Consider the following 17387-nt stretch of genomic DNA (forward strand, 5'->3'; position numbering starts at 1 on the left):
CTAGAATATTTAATCCAAAAGTACATTATTTTATGGTTAGTAAAAACCAAATAAAGCTTATAACGAGTTTGCAGCAAAAAAAATATAGAATTGCCAATAAATTATTTTTTGCCGAAGGCGTAAAAGGGATTCAAGAGTTATTATCTTCTAATTTTGTACTAGAACATTTGTATACGACCCAGCATGATTTTGAAGAAGTGGCAATGTTTAAAAAAACGATTATTCAAGAAAGTGATTTAAAAAAAATTAGTGCATTAGCAACCCCAAATACCTGTTTGGGAGTTTTTAAGATGCCTCAAGAAGAATCAATTACAACAACTGGATTAATCCTTGCGCTCGATACTATTCGTGATCCAGGAAATTTAGGAACTATTTTGCGTTTGTGTGATTGGTTTGGCATAAAGCAAATTCTATGTTCTAAGGAGACTGTAGATATTTATAATCCAAAAGTAGTCCAAGCTACTATGGGTTCTATCGGTAGGGTCAATGTGAATTACATTGATTTAGAGCATTTTATTACTGAGTCGAAATTGCCCGTTTTTGGTACTTTTATGGACGGCGATAATATTTACAAATCGGTTTTGCCCCAGGAGGGAATACTAATTATGGGGAATGAAGCCAATGGAATATCAGTTGAATTAGAAAAATTGGTACAAAACCGACTTACGATTCCTCGTTTTGGAGCAGTTCAAAAAACGGAAAGTCTTAATGTCGCTACGGCAACTGCCATTGTATTGAGTGAGTTTTGTCGGAGCTAAAATTTATTTTTAATGCCATTTAAAGTCTGAAAATAACACTTTTAAAGTGACTTTAATGGAACGTGAAATTAATGAACACAGCACGAGTTTTCAAAGATTCTATATTGCTGGTCCAGGGACTATTTGGGTCTTTGTCCCTAATTAATTCATCATTCATACCAAAAACACCTCTGATTGATGGTGAAAATATGAAGTATTCAGAGAAAAGATCAATTCCAAAACCCAATTCATAATTGGTTGTCCATGATTTTACTCGAAATCGTTGTTCTAGATTGTCGTCAATTAGTTTGGAATTACTAGATAAATTCAATGTTGCAGATACGCCTCCTAGTGCATACGGACGAATATTACCGGTACGCAAAGAGGAGAATTTCAACAATAAAGGAAAGTGTATGTTAGTGCTATTTACCTCTCTTAGCGCATCACTATTTTTTGTAAAAGCTGGATTTGGAGGATAATACAAATCTCTTTTTGTGTAATACAAGCCAGGTTCAAATCGTAAATTAATGTATTCTTGAAGTTTTAAATCACCTACGATCCCTACGTTAAATCCGGTAGTTTTTTTAATGAGAATATCAGGTCCTACTGTTTTGTAATCAATTTTGAAATCATAGGAGTTGAATCCGAGATAAAATCCGTAGTATACTCTCTTCTTTTGAAAATTTTCCAAATTAATAATAGGGTCTTTGCTAAAAATGTTTTTAGAATTTTGTGCGTATCCTTTTATTACAAAAGCAAAAAATAGTAAGACAATTAATTTTTTCATGTTTATGCTGAAATCTTCAATATTATTTTTTAGAAGCAGAGTAAATGGTAGCAACACCAAAAGTTTGTGGCAAGGCTACCACATCTATAAACCCAATTTTTCTTAAAATATTGTTTAAAGCTTCTCCATATGGAAACGCAGCAGCAGACTCTGATAAATAGCCATAGGCAACAGTGTCTTTAGAAAAGATCTTACCAATTATAGGAAGTATGTTTTTACTGTAAAAATTGTAGCCTTGTTTGTAAGGTGTTTTGTCTGGGACAGAAGTTTCTAGGATTACAAATACGCCATTTGGTTTCAAAACTCTCAAGATTTCAGCCAAACCTTTTTCTAAAGTCTCAAAATTACGTACACCAAAAGCAACAGTAATTGCGTCAAAGTAGTTGTCCTCAAAAGGCATGTTTTCAGAATCACCCAAAATCATTTCGATGGTGGTAGAAAGGTTTTTTGAAGCAATTTTTTTTACGCCTACCTCTAGCATACCAGCAGAAATATCTAAACCAATAATTTTTTCTGCTTTTGTCTGCGCCATCAATATTGCCAAATCACCTGTTCCTGTTGCAATATCAAGAATTATCTTTGGATTTGATTTCGCAACCATATGCAATACTTTTTTACGCCATTTGATATCAATACCAAAAGAAATGACACGATTTAGATTGTCATAATTTCCAGAAATGGTGTCAAACATTTGTGCGACTTGTTCTTTTTTACCGAGGGCTGAATCTTTATAGGGCGTTATTTTCTCTGACATTATTTTATTTTGTGCAAATATAATACAATCTTAATGAACTTAAAATGAGTTTCAAAAAATTGAGACAAGTTTATCTTTAGTCAAAAAAAGAAGATTGTGTTATTAATTTTCATTTCAATTGAAATATCACTAAAAGTGGGTATTGCGTTAAAGGATTTAATTGTACAAATTTGTAATTCAGGAAAATAACCATATTAAATGATTAAAAGAGAATTGATCAACCAAATCAAGTGGATAATTCTAGCGTTTTTTATCTCATTTGTTCTTGTTAGCTGTTTTGAAAATACTGTTTTAAACGGCAGTGTTGTTGTTAAAGCGCCAAACACGTTCTTAGGATTAAATTTGTTTTTGGAAATTTTAATTTTTTTCGTCTTTAGTACCTTCGTGGTATTTGGTATTAAAGGCTTTTTTGAGATGTATTCTCAGAAAACATCAAATGTAATAATTCTCGTTTCTGGAGTTTTACTACTATTTGTAAATTTTATTTTATGTTATCAAATACTCTTTCAAGAGTAGGTCATCTCTTAAATCAATGGTAAAAAAAAACATCCCGTAAAAAGGATGTTTTTTTGTTTTATTTTCTAAGAAAAGTTTGAAAGGTAAAATCATACATATGATGATCGTCTTTACTATTAAACACAGAATCAGAAAGTTCCCAAATTTTAAAATCGATATCTGGAAAGTAAGTATCTGCCTCAAAAGACTGGTGTACACTAGTAATGTCTAGTTTATCAGCATAGGGAAGTCCTAAGGTATAAATTTCACCACCACCAATGATATACGTGTCTTGATCTTTGGGACAAACCGCTAGCGCTTGGTCTAAACTATCCACTATTATACATCCTTCTGCTTTGTATCCTTTTTCTCTGGTGATTATAATGTGTGTTCTGTTTGGTAATGGTTTTGGAAAACTTTCAAATGTCTTTCTTCCCATTATAATGTGGTGTCCAGAGGTAAGTGCTTTGAACCTTTTGAAATCATTAGGTAAATGCCAAAGCAAATCATTGTTTTTTCCCAATGCATTATTTTCGGCAACGGCTGCAATCATTATTATCATTATGAATCTACTTTTTTTATTGGTTATCGTTGTTAACCTGCGTTTGTAATTGATCAATTTTCTTTTGCTGTAGCGATACAAGTCGGTCTATTTGCTCTCTTTCCCAATTTTTGTTCATAAAACGATCTGTTATGAAAATTTTTATAAAATGTAGAATAAATAGGAACAACCAGATTGTAATTATCCAAATAGACCAATGAGAATCTACAGCAATTTCGAAAAATTTATTAGCAATAAATAGCATTAAACTTCCTAAAACGAAAACAACAAAATGGAAATAGAGTCCTTTTTTTTGTTTTATTCTTCTTCGGGCATATTCGTACTGCTCGTGTAGTTCTTTTTCCATCAATTATAATTTTGTTTATAAAGGTAAAATATATTTTGGAAAGGCACTATTTTGCCAGTTGATAATTTGTAATGAAAACGTTTTCGGATTTCCGAATAGTAAATTTAGCTATTTTTAATTATTAAATCAGGTATAAATTAACATACTTTACACCATTTTATTAAATTTTCTAGTTGGTGTTGAAACTTCACTTTCTTTTATTTACTTTGCCATATAAATCTATAAATGAAATAGTTATGGCTATCAAAAAACAGTTTGTAAAAACAAAAGCAGTATGTAAAGTTACTTTTTCAGTTGCAGCAAAAGAAGCAAATCACGCTTCGGTTGTAGGGGATTTTAATAACTGGAATAGTGCTGAAGGAACTTTGAATAAATTAAAAAATGGTACGTTCAAAGGGGTATTTGATGTAAATAGAAACGCTTCTTATGAATTTAAGTACGTTATTGATGGCACATTTGTCAATGAGCCTGACGCAGATTCTTTCAAATGGAATGCATTTGCAGGAAATGAAAACGGTGTTTTAGTCGTATAACTAAAACACCGTTTTTTTATTCTTTAAACAGCTACAGTACCTTTTATGATAGGATGCGGTTCATAACCTTCAAGTGTGAAATCTTCGAAATCGAAATCGAAAATATCTTTTATATCTGGATTTAAAATCATTTTTGGTAATGGTTTTGGCTCACGGGACAATTGCAATTCGAGTTGTTCAAAATGATTGTTGTAAATATGCGCATCGCCAAAAGTGTGAATGAATTCCCCTGGTTCCAAGTCGCAAACCTGCGCAATCATCATCGTGAGTAGCGCGTAAGAAGCAATATTAAAAGGAACACCTAAAAAAATGTCAGCACTTCGCTGGTACAATTGACACGATAATTTACCGTCCGAAACATAAAACTGAAAGAATGCATGACAAGGAGGTAAAGCGGCTTTATTGTTAGCTACATTATCGTCAAATGATTTTGTAGTGTCAGGAAGAACTGAGGGATTCCATGCCGAAACCAGCATTCTGCGGCTGTTAGGATTGGTTTTTAACTCTTTAATCAATTCTGAGATTTGATCAATCTCTTCACCGTTCCAGTTGCGCCATTGCTGGCCATAAACGGGTCCTAAATCGCCATTGGCATCAGCCCAAGCATCCCAAATTTTAACTCCATTTTCTTGTAAATACTTTATATTGGTATCTCCTTTTAGGAACCAAAGTAATTCGTATATAATCGATTTTAGGTGTAATTTTTTAGTAGTAACCATAGGAAAACCATCCTGCAAGTTAAAACGCATCTGATATCCGAATACGCTTTTTGTTCCAGTACCTGTACGATCCCCTTTTTGACAACCGTTTTCCATAACGTGTTGTACTAAGTCTAAATATTGCTTCATTGTGCTACAGTTCTATAAATGGTAATCGATCTAGTTTTTATATATTTTTCCGTCTTTCATCACAAAAATAACTTTCTCAAGTGTTGAAATGGTAAGCAACGGATTTTCATTTACTGCAATAATATCTGCCAAAAAATTTTCTTTAATTTGACCTACTTCATTGCCAATGCCCAATAACATCGCATTAGTAATTGTTGCTGATTGAATGGCTGCTAATTGTGGCATTCCAGCATCTACCATATAGCCAAATTCTTTAGCATTGATGCCGTGGGGATAAACGCCAGCATCTGTTCCAAAAGCTATTTTCACTCCTTTTTGGTATGCTTTTGTAAAGGTAGCTTTTAGTTGTGGACCTACTTCTCTAGCCTTGGGAACCACAATTTCAGGATAAAATCCATTAATCTCTGCATTTTTTTCTACTTCTTTACCGGCAGTAAGCGTAGGGACTAAATACGCATCGTATTTTTTCATCATTTCCATTGTCTCTTCACTCATAAAGGTACCGTGCTCAATGGTTTTTATGCCGCCAAGTATGGCTCGCTGCATTCCTTCATCACCGTGTGCGTGAGCGGCAGTTAACATGTTATAATCTTTGGCAGTTGTAGTAATGGCTTTGATTTCTTCTAAAGAAAATTGTGGATTTTTACCGCTTTTCGCTACGCTTAAAACACCGCCTGTAGCTGTAATTTTGATTACATCGGCTCCTTCTTTGTATCGTTCTCGCACTGCTTTAACAGCATCTTCGGGGGAATTAATTACACCTTCGTGTGGGCCAGGATCTCCTACAAGTTTTCGGTTGCTTCCGTTCGTTGGGTCAGCATGTCCGCCTGTAGTGGCAATAGCTTTCCCTGCAGTAAAGATTCTAGGACCTTTTACAATTCCTTTGTTAATAGCATTTCTAATGGAGACATTAACACCTGTTCCGCCTAAATCACGTACCGTAGTGAATCCGGCTAGAAGCGTAATTTCGGCACAACGAACTGCCTGAAAAGCGATGTCAGCCTCGTTTTCCAAATATTTTGACATATAGCTTTTTGTGTTTTGTTCGCCTTCAATATGCACATGAAGATCGATTAAGCCTGGGAGTACATACTTGTTTTTAAGATCAATTTCAATGTCTTCGGATTTGGTTTTAACAATAAAACCATCCTGAATTTTTATGATTTTGTTTTTAGAAACAACTATAGTTTGGTTGGATAATTCTTTACCAGTAAGAGTATTGAGAATTTTTCCGCAGTGGAGGTAATAATCTTGGGAAAATGCAATTGTTGAAATGAATAGGGATGCGACAACACCTAAAATTTTTGTTTTCATAGAATAATTTTTATGACAGATGTGAATAAAAAATAGATAAAACAGCATTTTTCACTACATCTTAATTTTTTAATATTTAATCTCTATCAAAGAAAGTCATAATGAAACGCAATACTAAAATTATCTTTTTGAAATTTCATCTCTAATTTTAGCAGCTTTCTCATAATCTTCATGTGACACGGCTTGGTCTAACAATTCATTCAATTCTTGCAAACTGTGTTTAGAATAGGTAGATCCAGATTGATTGCTTTCTTCCTCACGACCAAAGGTTTCTGGATTAGACAATACGTCATCAATTTCTTGAGAGTCTTTGTTGGGTTCTAATGGATTTGCTTTGAGGTATATTCCTGCTTTGTCCAAAATGTTTTTATAGGTAAAAATTGGAGCATTGAAACGTAGCGCCAGAGCAATTGCATCAGAAGTTCTTGCATCGATAATTTCCTCAATTTTATCTCTCTCGCAAATTATACTGGAATAAAAAACACCATCAACTAACTTGTGAATGATGACTTGTTTTACTACTATATCAAAACGCTCAGCGAAATTCTTGAAAAGGTCATGAGTTAAAGGACGCGGTGGTTTTATTTCTTTCTCTAAAGCGATAGCAATGGATTGAGCTTCAAAAGCACCAATGACAATGGGTAATTTTCTGTCACCATCGACTTCGTTCAATATCAAAGCGTAAGCTCCGTTTTGTGTTTGACTGTATGAAATTCCTTTTATGGATAATTTAACTAAGCTCATAATTGTTGTGATGGAAAAGTACGGTGTACTTTTTTTTAATAAAAATAAGGATGCAATTTTTTGATAATACACCATAAAAAAAGCTGTCCAAAAGCAAAGGTACGAATAACTTTTATTTTTGGACAGCAATAATTGTATTGTGAATATTTTAGAAATCTAATTCTGAGCTTTGAATGCTTTGAATTTTTCTATCAATTGTGGTACTATTTCAAAGGCATCACCTACAATACCATAATCAGCTACTTTAAAGAAAGGCGCATCAGCATCACTATTGATAACTACTTTTACTTTTGAGGAGTTGATTCCTGCGATGTGTTGTATCGCTCCCGAAATTCCAATGGCGATATACAAGTTTGTAGCTACGGGTTTTCCAGTCTGCCCTACGTGTTCTCCGTGAGGTCTCCATCCTAAATCTGAAACTGGTTTTGAACAAGCGGTTGCAGCTCCAAGAACTGTAGCTAATTCTTCTACCATTCCCCAGTTTTCAGGACCTTTTAATCCACGACCTGCTGAAACAACAATATCAGCATCAGCAATAGAAACTTTTCCAGATGCTTTTTCTACTGATTCTACTTTTACGCCAAAATCATTGTCGCCAATAGTAGGATTAAAATCCTCTTCGGTAAGTGTCGAAGGAGTTTCGAAAATCCCGTATGAGTTTTTTGCAAGTCCAAGTACTTTAACTTCAGTTTCAATTTCTGTAATGTTGAATGCCTTGTTCGAGAACGCCGTTCTTTTCACTTGAAAAGGAGTTGTCGAGATTGGTAGTCCAACTACATTTGATGCATAGCCAGCTTCTAGAGCTACTGCTACTAGAGATGAAAGATAAATACTGTCTGTTGTAGAAGATAGCAAAACTAATTTTACGTTTTCTTTTTCAGCAGCTTGTTTGATGACATCAGCATAGGCTTTTGCAGTAAATCCAGATAGTTTATCATTGTTTACTTTTAATACTTTGTCTACACCGTATTTTGATAACTCTGAAACATCTCCGGCATTTACCGTAACCGCAGTAACCGTTGTGCCTAAAGTTTCAGCTACTTTTTTCGCATAAGAAGCTAGTTCAAATGCTACTTTTTTAAATTTTCCTTCTGCGTATTCCGCGTATATTAATATTGACATAATTTTTTATTTTAGTCTTAAAGTTTTAAAGTCTAAAGTCTTAAAGTGAAATTAATGTAAAATTCTATCCTTTTGACTTTTGACCTTCGACGTTATGACAGTTAGATTACTTTTGCTTCGTTGTGTAGTAAATTAATTAACTCATCTAAATTATCAGCTGAAATTAATTTAACTGCTGATTTAGCTGCTGGTTTTTCAAATTTCACTGCTTTGGTATTAACATTTGCAGCTACTGGCTCCAAGATCGTTAAGGCTTTTGTTCTTGCCGTCATGATTCCTCTCATATTTGGAATACGCAAGTCTTTTTCTTCAACCAATCCTTTTTGACCACCAATTATTAATGGTAAACTAGTTGCTACTGTTTCTTTTCCCCCATCGATTTCGCGAACTGCTGTTACGCTAGTTCCATCAACAGTTAGGCTTGTACAAGAATTTAGGAAATTGTAACCTAAAATTCCAGCCATCATTCCTGGAACCATTCCTCCGTTATAGTCTAATGATTCTTTTCCGGCGATAACAACATCGTATCCTCCGTTTTTGATTACCTCTGCTAATTGTTTGGCAACGAAAAATCCGTCAGTAGGAGTTGCATTTATTCGAATGGCTTCGTTAGCACCAATGGCTAATGCTTTTCTTAAAGTAGGCTCTGTATCTGGTCCTCCAACATTTACAACGGTTACCGTTGCGCCTTGTTGTTCTTGAAACCAAATAGCACGTGTTAATCCAAATTCATCGTTTGGGTTAATTACATATTGAACACCGTTTGTGTCAAATTCAGAATCACCGTTAACAAAGTTAATTTTTGATGTAGTATCAGGAACGTGACTGATGCAAACTAATATTTTCATACCTATATTTTTTATTAATCTTAATTTCTTTTACAAATTTAAAATATTAATTTGAATAATATACTATGCGTGCATAATATTTTTTGTTAACTATTTCGTTTTCGTTACTTTACAGTTTAAATTTAATATTTAACAAATAATAACCTGTTAGCGATTGAGAAATTCTTTCTTCTGTGAAATTATCGAATCGAGTTAGTGTAATTTGTTCGTAATTTTTAATGTTCAGAATGTCGTATGCTATTACGCTTATTTCGACTTGTGACTTTGGGAAATTTACACGAAGTCTTGGACTGAGCTGATAAATTTCGTTAGATGAAGTGGAAGCGCTTATTTTTTTGTAAGAGAATTTATTTACGAATGATATAGTATTGGAGATTTTAAAACTAGTTTCGATAAAAGGATTTAGTATTGAAATGCGATTATTAAAAAGGACATCTTTATATACGTCTTTTGATACTGCCACTCCGGTTTCAAATTGTAAACTGGTTTTTCTTAATCTTGATATAAACGAAAGATATCCAGAAGTCGATTCTGTTTTTAAATTTTGATTAAGGTTATTTGAAAATAAAATTTTAGAACTAGAGGAATAGGAAGTACTTGCTCTAATTGAAAAGGGAACGAAAGAAAGTGTTTTCTCTGAATAAAGCATCGAGTTAAAACGGTTTTCAAATGGAGCCGTCTGATATTGAATCAAATTTACCGCTGCATCGGCACTGGAGTTATTGGAAATGATATTTGTTGCCTTATAATATGAAAGATTAGAAATAATGGATAATTTTCTTTTATTGTCAAAATAGAAATAATCAATTCCTACTTGATTGTTTGGTGATACACTGTTTAATCTAAGGTTTACATTTGAATAAATGGTTCTGTAATCACTAATAACACTGTTTGGTATTAGATTTTCTGCTTGTGTGAGGCCGTTGTTTCTCGAAAAAGATAATTTGATATAATGAGTGGAGCTAAAGTCTGTTTTTAAGCTTATTTTGGGTGTAAATAACCATTTTGTATCGGTTGAATTGTCCATTTTGAATTGAATTCTGGAGTAGGATAAAGCAGATGAGAATGTCGTTTTGGCTGAAAATTTAAATTTAGTTTGTAATCCAAAACTTTGAATGCTGTTTTCTGTGACTACGTCATTTTCAAATTGCGAAAACTGCTTTTCGGTACTTTTATAATTATCTTTTCTTGAAGAGGACTCCATGAAAAGTGAGTTAGCTGTTTTTTTTACATTGAAGGTGTAATTGGCATTCACATCTATATTGTTCTTGTTTAAGTCGCTATTCTGAATGATTTTGTAAGCATTATTCTCAAAGTTTAAAGCTAAAAAAGGAAGGTTGGATTCGATATTTAAAAGGTTTGATTTTTTGAGAATTTGCTGTTTTAAAGAAAAATTAAAGCCTCTGTTATTTTCGAAAAGTGTAGCGAAATTCAATTGATGATTGACTGTGTAGTCTGTTAGTTCTGTCGCATTATTTAATTGGTTAGCGTTGTTGTCAATTTCAATTAAATTGGTTTTATTTATGCCCGAAAAGAATCCTTTATAGCTGATTAATGTTTTTTCATTTGGTTTGTGGGCAATATCTATAGAGGAATTAGTAAAAACGGTTTCTTCAGTACTAAATCTGCTGTCTTTATTGGAGAAAACACCAGAGTTGGAGGAGTAGAATTGCGTATTTGACTGTTGTTCAATTTGATCTACGCTATTAAAAATCGAGTAGAAGTTTACCTGCGTTTTTTTATTGGGTGAATATTTCAGATTTAAACCAGTGAAATAGGAGGATCGTTCTTTTACATTATTGCCAATAGTTAAAAACCGAGGTAAATCATCATTTTTCGAAAATGTGGTTTCACCAATAGTACCCTCTTCTTTTTGGTTTGTAAATTTGGTGTAATCGTCAATGTTCATGGAAAGTTCCCCCGTATTATTAGAATCGCTAATCAGACTAAATAACGTTTTTTTGCTAAAATTGAATAGTGTGGCGTGTAATTTATACTTGTTATCGCCAGCTCCCACGGATACGTTTCCTGTAAGTTTATTTTTAAATAGTTCTTTGATGTTGATGTTTAATGCAGTAATCTCAGATTTATTGTTTTTTTTAATAGTCTTAAATTCAGTATAGTTTTTTATTAATTCAATATTTTTAACCATTTCAGCAGTGATGTTTTCGGTGGCTATTTTTTGTTGGTTAATAAAAAATTCCTCTCCATCAATTAACAGTTTGTCTACTTCTTTTCCATTTGCTTTGATTTTGCCTTGCGAGTCTATGTCTAGGCCAGGTAATTTTTTGATGACATCTTTCAAAGTTTCTTCGGTACCATTTAGAAATTTTTCAATCCGGTATCTTAGTGTATCGCCAATTTCAGTCATTCCCGCAGCCTCGTTCTTAATGATTACATTTTCCAGATCAATTTTGTTTTCTTCGAGTGTAATTTTGCCTACGTCTAGCAAATTATTTGTTATTTCAATTTCCTTTGTGAACGACTTGAAACCCAAATAACTTATTTTTAGTATATATAAACCTTTCTTGTCTACCACTAGGCGAAAATTTCCTGAAGTGTCAGAAAAGGAAAAAGCGAAAATTTCATCATTTTTAATATCTTTTAATTGTACAGTTGCCTGACCTATTGGTTTACTGGAGATGTCCACGACTGAACCGGTCACGTTATTTTGAGAAAATATAGGTACAGCAAACAATAAAAAAAAGCAGAGAAACTGCTTTTTTAGTGAACAAATATCCTGAAAAAAATGAATCATTATTTGTTACTTTGTTTCGAATAGTCACTGAAACTCATTTCTGTAGCTCTGTTGTTAGGTTCTTCGATTGGTGTGTTTTCTTTGTTGAAAATCAATTTGTCAAAAGTTAAAACTGTAATGTCACTAATCTCCACTTGTATTATGAATCCGGGTAAGCCGCTGTAGTGCATGGGTCCATCGTTAATTGGTATATCTTCAGTGTACCAAGCAACGATGGATTGATTGGAGTTGAATGTGGTATTGATTGTTGTTGCTTTTTTACAAACATAACCGTTAATAGTTTGGCTTTCGCTAATTAATTTCCATTTAAATACGGGTAATGATTCTTTTATATTTATGTCCTTATTATCTTGAGTAAAAACAATTTTTAATTTTTTTAAGTTGAAATCTTTAAATCTATTGAAAGAGGAAGGTCGACTTATGGACGATGTTGTTTGGTGTTTTATTCCATATTTTTCAATATAGGTTGTATCAATTGAGGATTTTTCGTTAGAAATTAAATTTTGTATTGATTTATTTTCTGAAAACACATAGGAATAAGTCATAGGTTTTGCTGCTTTTTTTGACAATTCTGTTTCGGTTCCAATTCCTTTTAATGGTGTTTCAGTTAGAATGCCTTTTAAAGTTTGGCCATAGGATTGATCTACAAGTATTGATAAAAAAAGAAATAATAGAAGTTTGATTTTCATGAGATTTGGTTTGATGAAATTTGACTTTGCAAATGGTTTTGATTATTCCTTTTGTTGTAAAAAGAACGATGTAAATTAAAATTAAAAAAATTGTTTTTGAAAGATTTTTTTGAATAATTTATGATTTATTTTATTGAAAATTAACTTTTAAAATTAGATTTTTTTTTAAAGAGGACTTGTTCAAAATGTAAATGCTTAGTATTACATCGTTTTCGTAGCCCGGATAGCAGCGGCATCCTTCTTGTGGCTCTTTTAGCCACAAGAAGATACAGCGAAGAGCCGGAAATAGCTCCTTAAAATAGCGCTTGAAATCCTGAATTAATTTAGATAAATTTATGCTTTTAAGTGATTTAAAATATTTATTTTTGCTGTTCGAAAATTAGACACATACAACATAAAATATGAGAACGATACAATTTAGAGAGGCCATTTGTGAAGCGATGAGCGAAGAAATGCGTCACGACGAGTCCATATACTTAATGGGTGAGGAAGTTGCAGAATATAATGGTGCTTACAAAGCATCTAAAGGAATGCTTGCAGAGTTTGGTGAGAAAAGAGTAATTGATACTCCTATCGCAGAGCTTGGTTTTACTGGTATTGCAGTAGGATCTGCTATGAACGGATGCAGACCAATTGTGGAATACATGACCTTCAATTTTTGTTTAGTGGGGATTGACCAAATTATAAACAACGCTGCAAAAATGCGTCAGATGACTGGAGGACAGTTTAATGTACCTATCGTTTTTCGCGGACCAACAGCTTCAGCAGGACAATTAGGAGCTACGCACTCGCAAGCATTAGAAAACTGGTTTGCGAACACGCCGGGTCTTAAAGTGGTAGTTCCATCTACAGTTTATGATGCAAAAGGATTATTGAAAGCCGCTATTCGCGATAATGATCCTGTAATTTTCATGGAATCAGAACAAATGTACGGTGACAAAGGAGAAGTGCCAGATGGTGAATATACAATTCCGCTTGGAGTTGCTGATATCAAACGTGAAGGTACCGATGTTACAATTGTATCTTTTGGAAAAATCATCAAAGAAGCGCACATTGCTGCTGACGAACTGGCTAAAGAAGGCATTTCATGTGAAATTGTCGATTTGAGAACGGTACGTCCTATGGATTATGAAACGATTTTAACTTCGGTTAGAAAAACAAATAGACTAGTAGTTCTTGAGGAGGCTTGGCCTTTTGCAAGTGTTGCTTCGGAGATTACCTATATTGTGCAAGAGCGTGCTTTTGATTTTCTAGATGCACCTATCCAACGTATCACCACAGCAGATACTCCAGCACCGTATTCTCCTGTTTTGTTGAAAGAGTGGTTGCCAAATGCTGGTGATGTTGTAAAAGCAGTAAAAAAAGTGATGTATAAAAAATAATCAGTTCCAAATGATTTGATATTTAATATGTTTTATAAAAATGCTCATTAAGTATTCAATATGGCACTAGCTTAAATTAACTATATTTGAAACTTCATCAATTTTTTAATTTGATGAAGTTTTTTTTTGAATGATTATGAAAAAAAATTTCTTGTTTTTTCTGTTTTTTGTAGTGATCTCGACTACAATTGCTTTTGCTCAAACCAAAGTGAGCGGTGTTGTGGTAGATAAACAAAATCAACCTATTCCTTTTGCGAATGTAGTTTTCAAGGGATCTAGTGAAGGAATAGTGACTAATGAAGATGGTAAGTTTTACTTAGAATCCGCCAAAACGTACGTTACGTTACTAATTTCCTCCGTAGGATTTTCTGAAAAAGAAATAACATTAGACAAAGCAGTCAATTATAATTTCAAAATTCAGTTGAGTGAAGCCGAAAGTTTGAATGAAGTAGTTGTTTTTGCTGGTAAAACTTCTAAAAAAAATAATCCTGCATTAGATATTTTGCGCAAAATTTGGGAACGAAAGCGTAAAAACGGTCTGTTTATGTACAACCAATACCAAATGGAAAAGTACGAAAAGATAGAATTCGACATGAACTCTATTGACAGTGCTTTTATGAAAAACAGGGTGTTTAAAGGAATGGAATTCATTTTCAACCAAATGGATACTTCGAAAATTACAGGTAAAACGTATTTGCCTATTTTTATCAATGAATCATTAATTGATGTTTATGGAGATGCCAAATTAAATAAAGTAAAGGAGAAAATTAAAGCAAATAAAACATCTGGATTTAATGGGAATCAACAAATTTTATCTTTTGTAAAAGACTTGTATTCGGATTACAACATCTACAATAACTATTTGACTTTTTTTGACAAAAGTTTTACCAGTCCGCTATCTAAAACAGGGATTGATGTTTATAATTATGTCTTGAAAGACAGTGCTTTCATTGACAAAAAATGGTGTTACAATATTGTTTTTTATCCAAGGCGTAAAAACGAATTGACTTTTAAAGGGGATTTTTGGGTGAATGACTCCACATTTGCCATCAAGAAAATAAATATGGCAGTTACTAAAAGTGCCAATATTAACTGGGTAAAAGATATTTATTTAGAGCAGGAATTTGAAGTTGTAAGTGATTCTGTTTTCTTGTTGACTAAAGATTATTTGATGTCTGATTTTGCTTTAAACAAAAAAGAAAGTTCTAAGGGTGTTTATGGGAAACGCACCAGTTTTTATAGAAATCATCAGTTCAATAAAGAGTTGCCAGTAGCATTCTACAAGGATGAGGTCAATTATATGGATGACGAAGTCTATAAAAAATCAGAGGAATACTGGAATGAGAATCGTTTTGAGAATTTAAGCAAAGATGAATTGGGCGTATACAAAATGCTTGATACGTTGCAAACAGTAAACCGATTCAAGCAATTATACAGTACGGTTTCTATTTTAGGAAGTGGATATGTAGAGTTTAAAAATTTTGATTACGGACCTGTTTTTTCAAGTTTTGGATACAATGAAGTCGAAGGTATTCGTTTGCGTGTTGGCGGTAGAACGTATTTTGGGCCGAATGATCCATGGCGTGTTCAAGCCTATACTGCTTATGGATTTGATGATGATAAGTTTAAATACGGACTCTCTGGAAAATGGATGGTCGATAAAAAAAATAGAGTCATTTTGTCTCTCGGGAATAGGCGAGACATAGAGCAAATAGGAGCTAGTTTAACTACTACAAACGATATTTTAGGCAGAAGTTTTGCCTCTTCAGCAGTGTTTTCGTCAGGTAGTAATGGAAAATTGACGAACATAAACTTAACTAATATGGCAATAGAAATGGAGCCTATTAAAAATTTAGTGTTGCAAGCGGGAATTTCCTACCGCACACTCGAGTCTGCTTCGCCTACATTTAGTCTAGACTATTACACGGATATCGCGAATGGAATTACAAAAAGTGATGTTAAACAATCTGAAGCAAACTTTCAAATTGAATATTCTCCAAAGCGTAAGACAATCGGTTTTGGTGTAGAAAGAAGCAATGTAGACAGCCCTTATAGTCGTTTTTTTGTTAATTACAGTCACGGATTCAAAGGACTTTTAAATAGCGATTTCAAATACGATAAGCTGCAGTTGTATTACAAACAACCCATCATTATTGGGCCCTTAGGAAGATCAAATATCATTGTAGAAGTGGGTAAAACCTTTGGGAAAGTGCCGTTGGGATTGTTGAGTGTAATTCCAGGAAACCAAACCTATTTCACCATAGAAAATACGTTCAGCAACCTTAATTTCTATGAATTTGTCTCAGATCAGTATGCTACTTTACAGTGGAATCACAATTTTAACGGTCGTATTTTTTCTAGAATTCCGTTTATGCGCAAACTCAATTGGAGAGAATTAATTTCGATAAAAGGTGTTTATGGAAGTATTTCAGATGAAAATAGAGCCATCAACGCATCAGGATTAGTTTACAATGCGCCAGAAAAAGGGTATTGGGAATACAGCGCTGGTATTGGAAATATCTTCAAAGTATTCCGAATTGATTTTGCTTGGCGAGCCAATTATCTCAACGTGCCCGAAACTAATCGTTTTACTATAAAAGGATCGTTCGGATTTAATTTCTAGGAACTATTCCAGCTATTCGTTTCAATCTTTTACTTTTTTAAAGAAAAAAAGGAAAAGGATTTACACTGCAAGCGAAGTTCGCTGAACTCCTATTAAAAATAGATATTAAGTGAAGTAATTTGGGCTAATAAAAGTAAAAATATGCAAGATGCCATTGATTTCCTTTTAGCTAAAGACACCGTTTTCAAAACTATTATTGAAAAATATGGGTTGCCAACAATTCCCTTTCGGCCTCAGGGTTTTGAGACTTTGGTTTTATTGATCTTAGAACAACAAGTCTCGATCGATTCGGCCAAAGCTACTTTTTTAAGATTGCGAGAAAGGATACAAGTCTTTGAACCATGTGTATTATTCGATTTATCTGATGCCGAATTTCGAACTATTGGTGTAAGCCGCCAAAAAACAAGCTACATCAAAGCTTTGGCTACAGCCTTAATCAATAAAGAACTTGATTTAGATAGTTTGCCTTCAAAAACAGCGGCACAAGTGCGGGAGGAACTCATTAAAATTAAAGGAATAGGAAACTGGACCATCGATATTTATTTGATGTTTAGCTTGCAAGCACCAGATTTATTGCCATTAGGCGATGTAGCGGTAGTAAATACTATTAAAGAATTACTCGATATTCACGATAAGGAAGCGATGGAAACGCATGCTTTACAATGGAGTCCGTTTCGATCTTACGCAACCTATCTTTTGTGGCACTATTATTTGAACAAACGAAACAGAACAATCACATACCAATATTAATTTTATAAAATTTAATACAGAGATAACACTGTTTTTCTATTGTAAAAACGTAATGATTGCGTACTTTTGCACCCTTAATTATAGAAAAGAAAAAT

The 17387-nt window shown here is 33.4% G+C and carries 16 protein-coding genes; 5 read left to right on the forward strand and 11 right to left on the reverse strand.

Features of this window, described 5'->3' with window-relative positions:
* Positions 1-32: 32 nt before the first annotated feature.
* Positions 33-758 carry an RNA methyltransferase gene (locus tag ACNQGB_RS06020; RefSeq protein WP_417946216.1) on the forward strand — a complete coding sequence of 242 codons (726 nt, stop codon included), beginning with the start codon at positions 33-35 and terminating at the stop codon, positions 756-758.
* A gap of 52 nt (positions 759-810) precedes the next feature.
* Here the strand turns inward: ACNQGB_RS06020 and porT are convergent, their stop codons facing one another.
* The 4 genes from porT to ACNQGB_RS06040 form a co-directional block, all read right to left on the reverse strand.
* Entirely contained in the window at positions 811-1524 is a 714-nt protein-coding gene (gene porT / locus ACNQGB_RS06025) for a type IX secretion/gliding motility protein PorT/SprT (protein ID WP_417946214.1), read from the reverse strand.
* A 22-nt stretch (positions 1525-1546) separates the two neighbouring features.
* Entirely contained in the window at positions 1547-2278 is a 732-nt protein-coding gene (gene ubiE, locus ACNQGB_RS06030) for a bifunctional demethylmenaquinone methyltransferase/2-methoxy-6-polyprenyl-1,4-benzoquinol methylase UbiE (RefSeq protein ID WP_309754865.1), read from the reverse strand.
* 574 nt (positions 2279-2852) lie between these two features.
* Positions 2853-3335 (reverse strand): dihydrofolate reductase, encoded by a 483-nt coding sequence (locus ACNQGB_RS06035; protein ID WP_417946212.1) that lies wholly within the window; start codon positions 3333-3335, stop codon positions 2853-2855.
* Between the two features lie 16 nt (positions 3336-3351).
* Positions 3352-3681: a 2TM domain-containing protein gene (locus tag ACNQGB_RS06040; RefSeq protein WP_417946211.1), complete on the reverse strand. Its 330-nt coding sequence runs from the start codon at positions 3679-3681 to the stop codon at positions 3352-3354.
* Positions 3682-3917: 236 nt separating this feature from the next.
* On the opposite strand from ACNQGB_RS06040, the gene ACNQGB_RS06045 reads away from it, so the two are divergent.
* Positions 3918-4214: an isoamylase early set domain-containing protein gene (locus tag ACNQGB_RS06045; protein ID WP_417946209.1), complete on the forward strand. Its 297-nt coding sequence runs from the start codon at positions 3918-3920 to the stop codon at positions 4212-4214.
* Positions 4215-4237: 23 nt separating this feature from the next.
* Here ACNQGB_RS06045 and ACNQGB_RS06050 read toward each other — a convergent pair whose 3' ends face one another.
* The 7 genes from ACNQGB_RS06050 to ACNQGB_RS06080 form a co-directional block, all read right to left on the reverse strand.
* Positions 4238-5062, reverse strand: a complete 825-nt coding sequence (locus ACNQGB_RS06050; RefSeq protein WP_417946208.1) for a thymidylate synthase — start codon at positions 5060-5062, stop codon at positions 4238-4240.
* 30 nt (positions 5063-5092) lie between these two features.
* Positions 5093-6376 (reverse strand): metal-dependent hydrolase family protein, encoded by a 1284-nt coding sequence (locus tag ACNQGB_RS06055; RefSeq protein ID WP_417946206.1) that lies wholly within the window; start codon positions 6374-6376, stop codon positions 5093-5095.
* Between the two features lie 120 nt (positions 6377-6496).
* Entirely contained in the window at positions 6497-7120 is a 624-nt protein-coding gene (locus ACNQGB_RS06060) for a bifunctional nuclease domain-containing protein (protein ID WP_309755927.1), read from the reverse strand.
* Between the two features lie 156 nt (positions 7121-7276).
* A complete protein-coding gene (locus ACNQGB_RS06065) occupies positions 7277-8242 on the reverse strand; it encodes an electron transfer flavoprotein subunit alpha/FixB family protein (protein WP_309755929.1) in 966 nt (321 codons plus the stop codon).
* Positions 8243-8343: 101 nt separating this feature from the next.
* A complete protein-coding gene (locus ACNQGB_RS06070) occupies positions 8344-9090 on the reverse strand; it encodes an electron transfer flavoprotein subunit beta/FixA family protein (RefSeq protein WP_417946204.1) in 747 nt (248 codons plus the stop codon).
* Positions 9091-9199: 109 nt separating this feature from the next.
* Positions 9200-11755, reverse strand: coding sequence for a carboxypeptidase-like regulatory domain-containing protein (locus ACNQGB_RS06075; RefSeq protein ID WP_417946203.1), 2556 nt, complete (start codon positions 11753-11755; stop codon positions 9200-9202).
* A 92-nt stretch (positions 11756-11847) separates the two neighbouring features.
* The gene (locus ACNQGB_RS06080; RefSeq protein WP_417946201.1) at positions 11848-12537 is read right to left on the reverse strand and encodes a GLPGLI family protein; all 690 of its coding nucleotides are present in this window, start codon (positions 12535-12537) and stop codon (positions 11848-11850) included.
* Between the two features lie 401 nt (positions 12538-12938).
* Between ACNQGB_RS06080 and ACNQGB_RS06085 the strand changes: the two genes are divergently transcribed.
* The 3 genes from ACNQGB_RS06085 to ACNQGB_RS06095 all read left to right on the forward strand — a co-directional run bounded on the left by ACNQGB_RS06085 (position 12939) and on the right by ACNQGB_RS06095 (position 17292).
* Positions 12939-13919, forward strand: coding sequence for a pyruvate dehydrogenase complex E1 component subunit beta (locus ACNQGB_RS06085; RefSeq protein WP_417946200.1), 981 nt, complete (start codon positions 12939-12941; stop codon positions 13917-13919).
* A gap of 136 nt (positions 13920-14055) precedes the next feature.
* Positions 14056-16542 (forward strand): DUF5686 and carboxypeptidase-like regulatory domain-containing protein, encoded by a 2487-nt coding sequence (locus tag ACNQGB_RS06090; protein WP_417946199.1) that lies wholly within the window; start codon positions 14056-14058, stop codon positions 16540-16542.
* A gap of 141 nt (positions 16543-16683) precedes the next feature.
* On the forward strand, positions 16684-17292 hold the full coding sequence (locus ACNQGB_RS06095; RefSeq protein ID WP_417946197.1) for a DNA-3-methyladenine glycosylase family protein: 609 nt from the start codon (positions 16684-16686) through the stop codon (positions 17290-17292).
* Positions 17293-17387 lie beyond the last annotated feature (95 nt).

The sequence above is a fragment of the Flavobacterium frigidum genome (assembly GCF_048286795.2).

Excerpts from the sequence above, each read along its gene's own strand:
- ACNQGB_RS06080 (WP_417946201.1), bottom strand. The coding sequence starts at position 12,537 with ATGAAAATCAAACTTCTATTATTTCTTTTTTTATCAATACTTGTAGAT.
- ACNQGB_RS06020 (WP_417946216.1), top strand. The coding sequence starts at position 33 with ATGGTTAGTAAAAACCAAATAAAGCTTATAACGAGTTTGCAGCAAAAA.
- ubiE (WP_309754865.1), bottom strand. The coding sequence starts at position 2,278 with ATGTCAGAGAAAATAACGCCCTATAAAGATTCAGCCCTCGGTAAAAAA.
- ACNQGB_RS06050 (WP_417946208.1), bottom strand. The coding sequence starts at position 5,062 with ATGAAGCAATATTTAGACTTAGTACAACACGTTATGGAAAACGGTTGT.
- ACNQGB_RS06055 (WP_417946206.1), bottom strand. The coding sequence starts at position 6,376 with ATGAAAACAAAAATTTTAGGTGTTGTCGCATCCCTATTCATTTCAACA.
- porT (WP_417946214.1), bottom strand. The coding sequence starts at position 1,524 with ATGAAAAAATTAATTGTCTTACTATTTTTTGCTTTTGTAATAAAAGGA.
- ACNQGB_RS06095 (WP_417946197.1), top strand. The coding sequence starts at position 16,684 with ATGCAAGATGCCATTGATTTCCTTTTAGCTAAAGACACCGTTTTCAAA.
- ACNQGB_RS06045 (WP_417946209.1), top strand. The coding sequence starts at position 3,918 with ATGGCTATCAAAAAACAGTTTGTAAAAACAAAAGCAGTATGTAAAGTT.
- ACNQGB_RS06035 (WP_417946212.1), bottom strand. The coding sequence starts at position 3,335 with ATGATAATAATGATTGCAGCCGTTGCCGAAAATAATGCATTGGGAAAA.
- ACNQGB_RS06085 (WP_417946200.1), top strand. The coding sequence starts at position 12,939 with ATGAGAACGATACAATTTAGAGAGGCCATTTGTGAAGCGATGAGCGAA.
- ACNQGB_RS06090 (WP_417946199.1), top strand. The coding sequence starts at position 14,056 with ATGAAAAAAAATTTCTTGTTTTTTCTGTTTTTTGTAGTGATCTCGACT.
- ACNQGB_RS06065 (WP_309755929.1), bottom strand. The coding sequence starts at position 8,242 with ATGTCAATATTAATATACGCGGAATACGCAGAAGGAAAATTTAAAAAA.
- ACNQGB_RS06070 (WP_417946204.1), bottom strand. The coding sequence starts at position 9,090 with ATGAAAATATTAGTTTGCATCAGTCACGTTCCTGATACTACATCAAAA.
- ACNQGB_RS06040 (WP_417946211.1), bottom strand. The coding sequence starts at position 3,681 with ATGGAAAAAGAACTACACGAGCAGTACGAATATGCCCGAAGAAGAATA.
- ACNQGB_RS06060 (WP_309755927.1), bottom strand. The coding sequence starts at position 7,120 with ATGAGCTTAGTTAAATTATCCATAAAAGGAATTTCATACAGTCAAACA.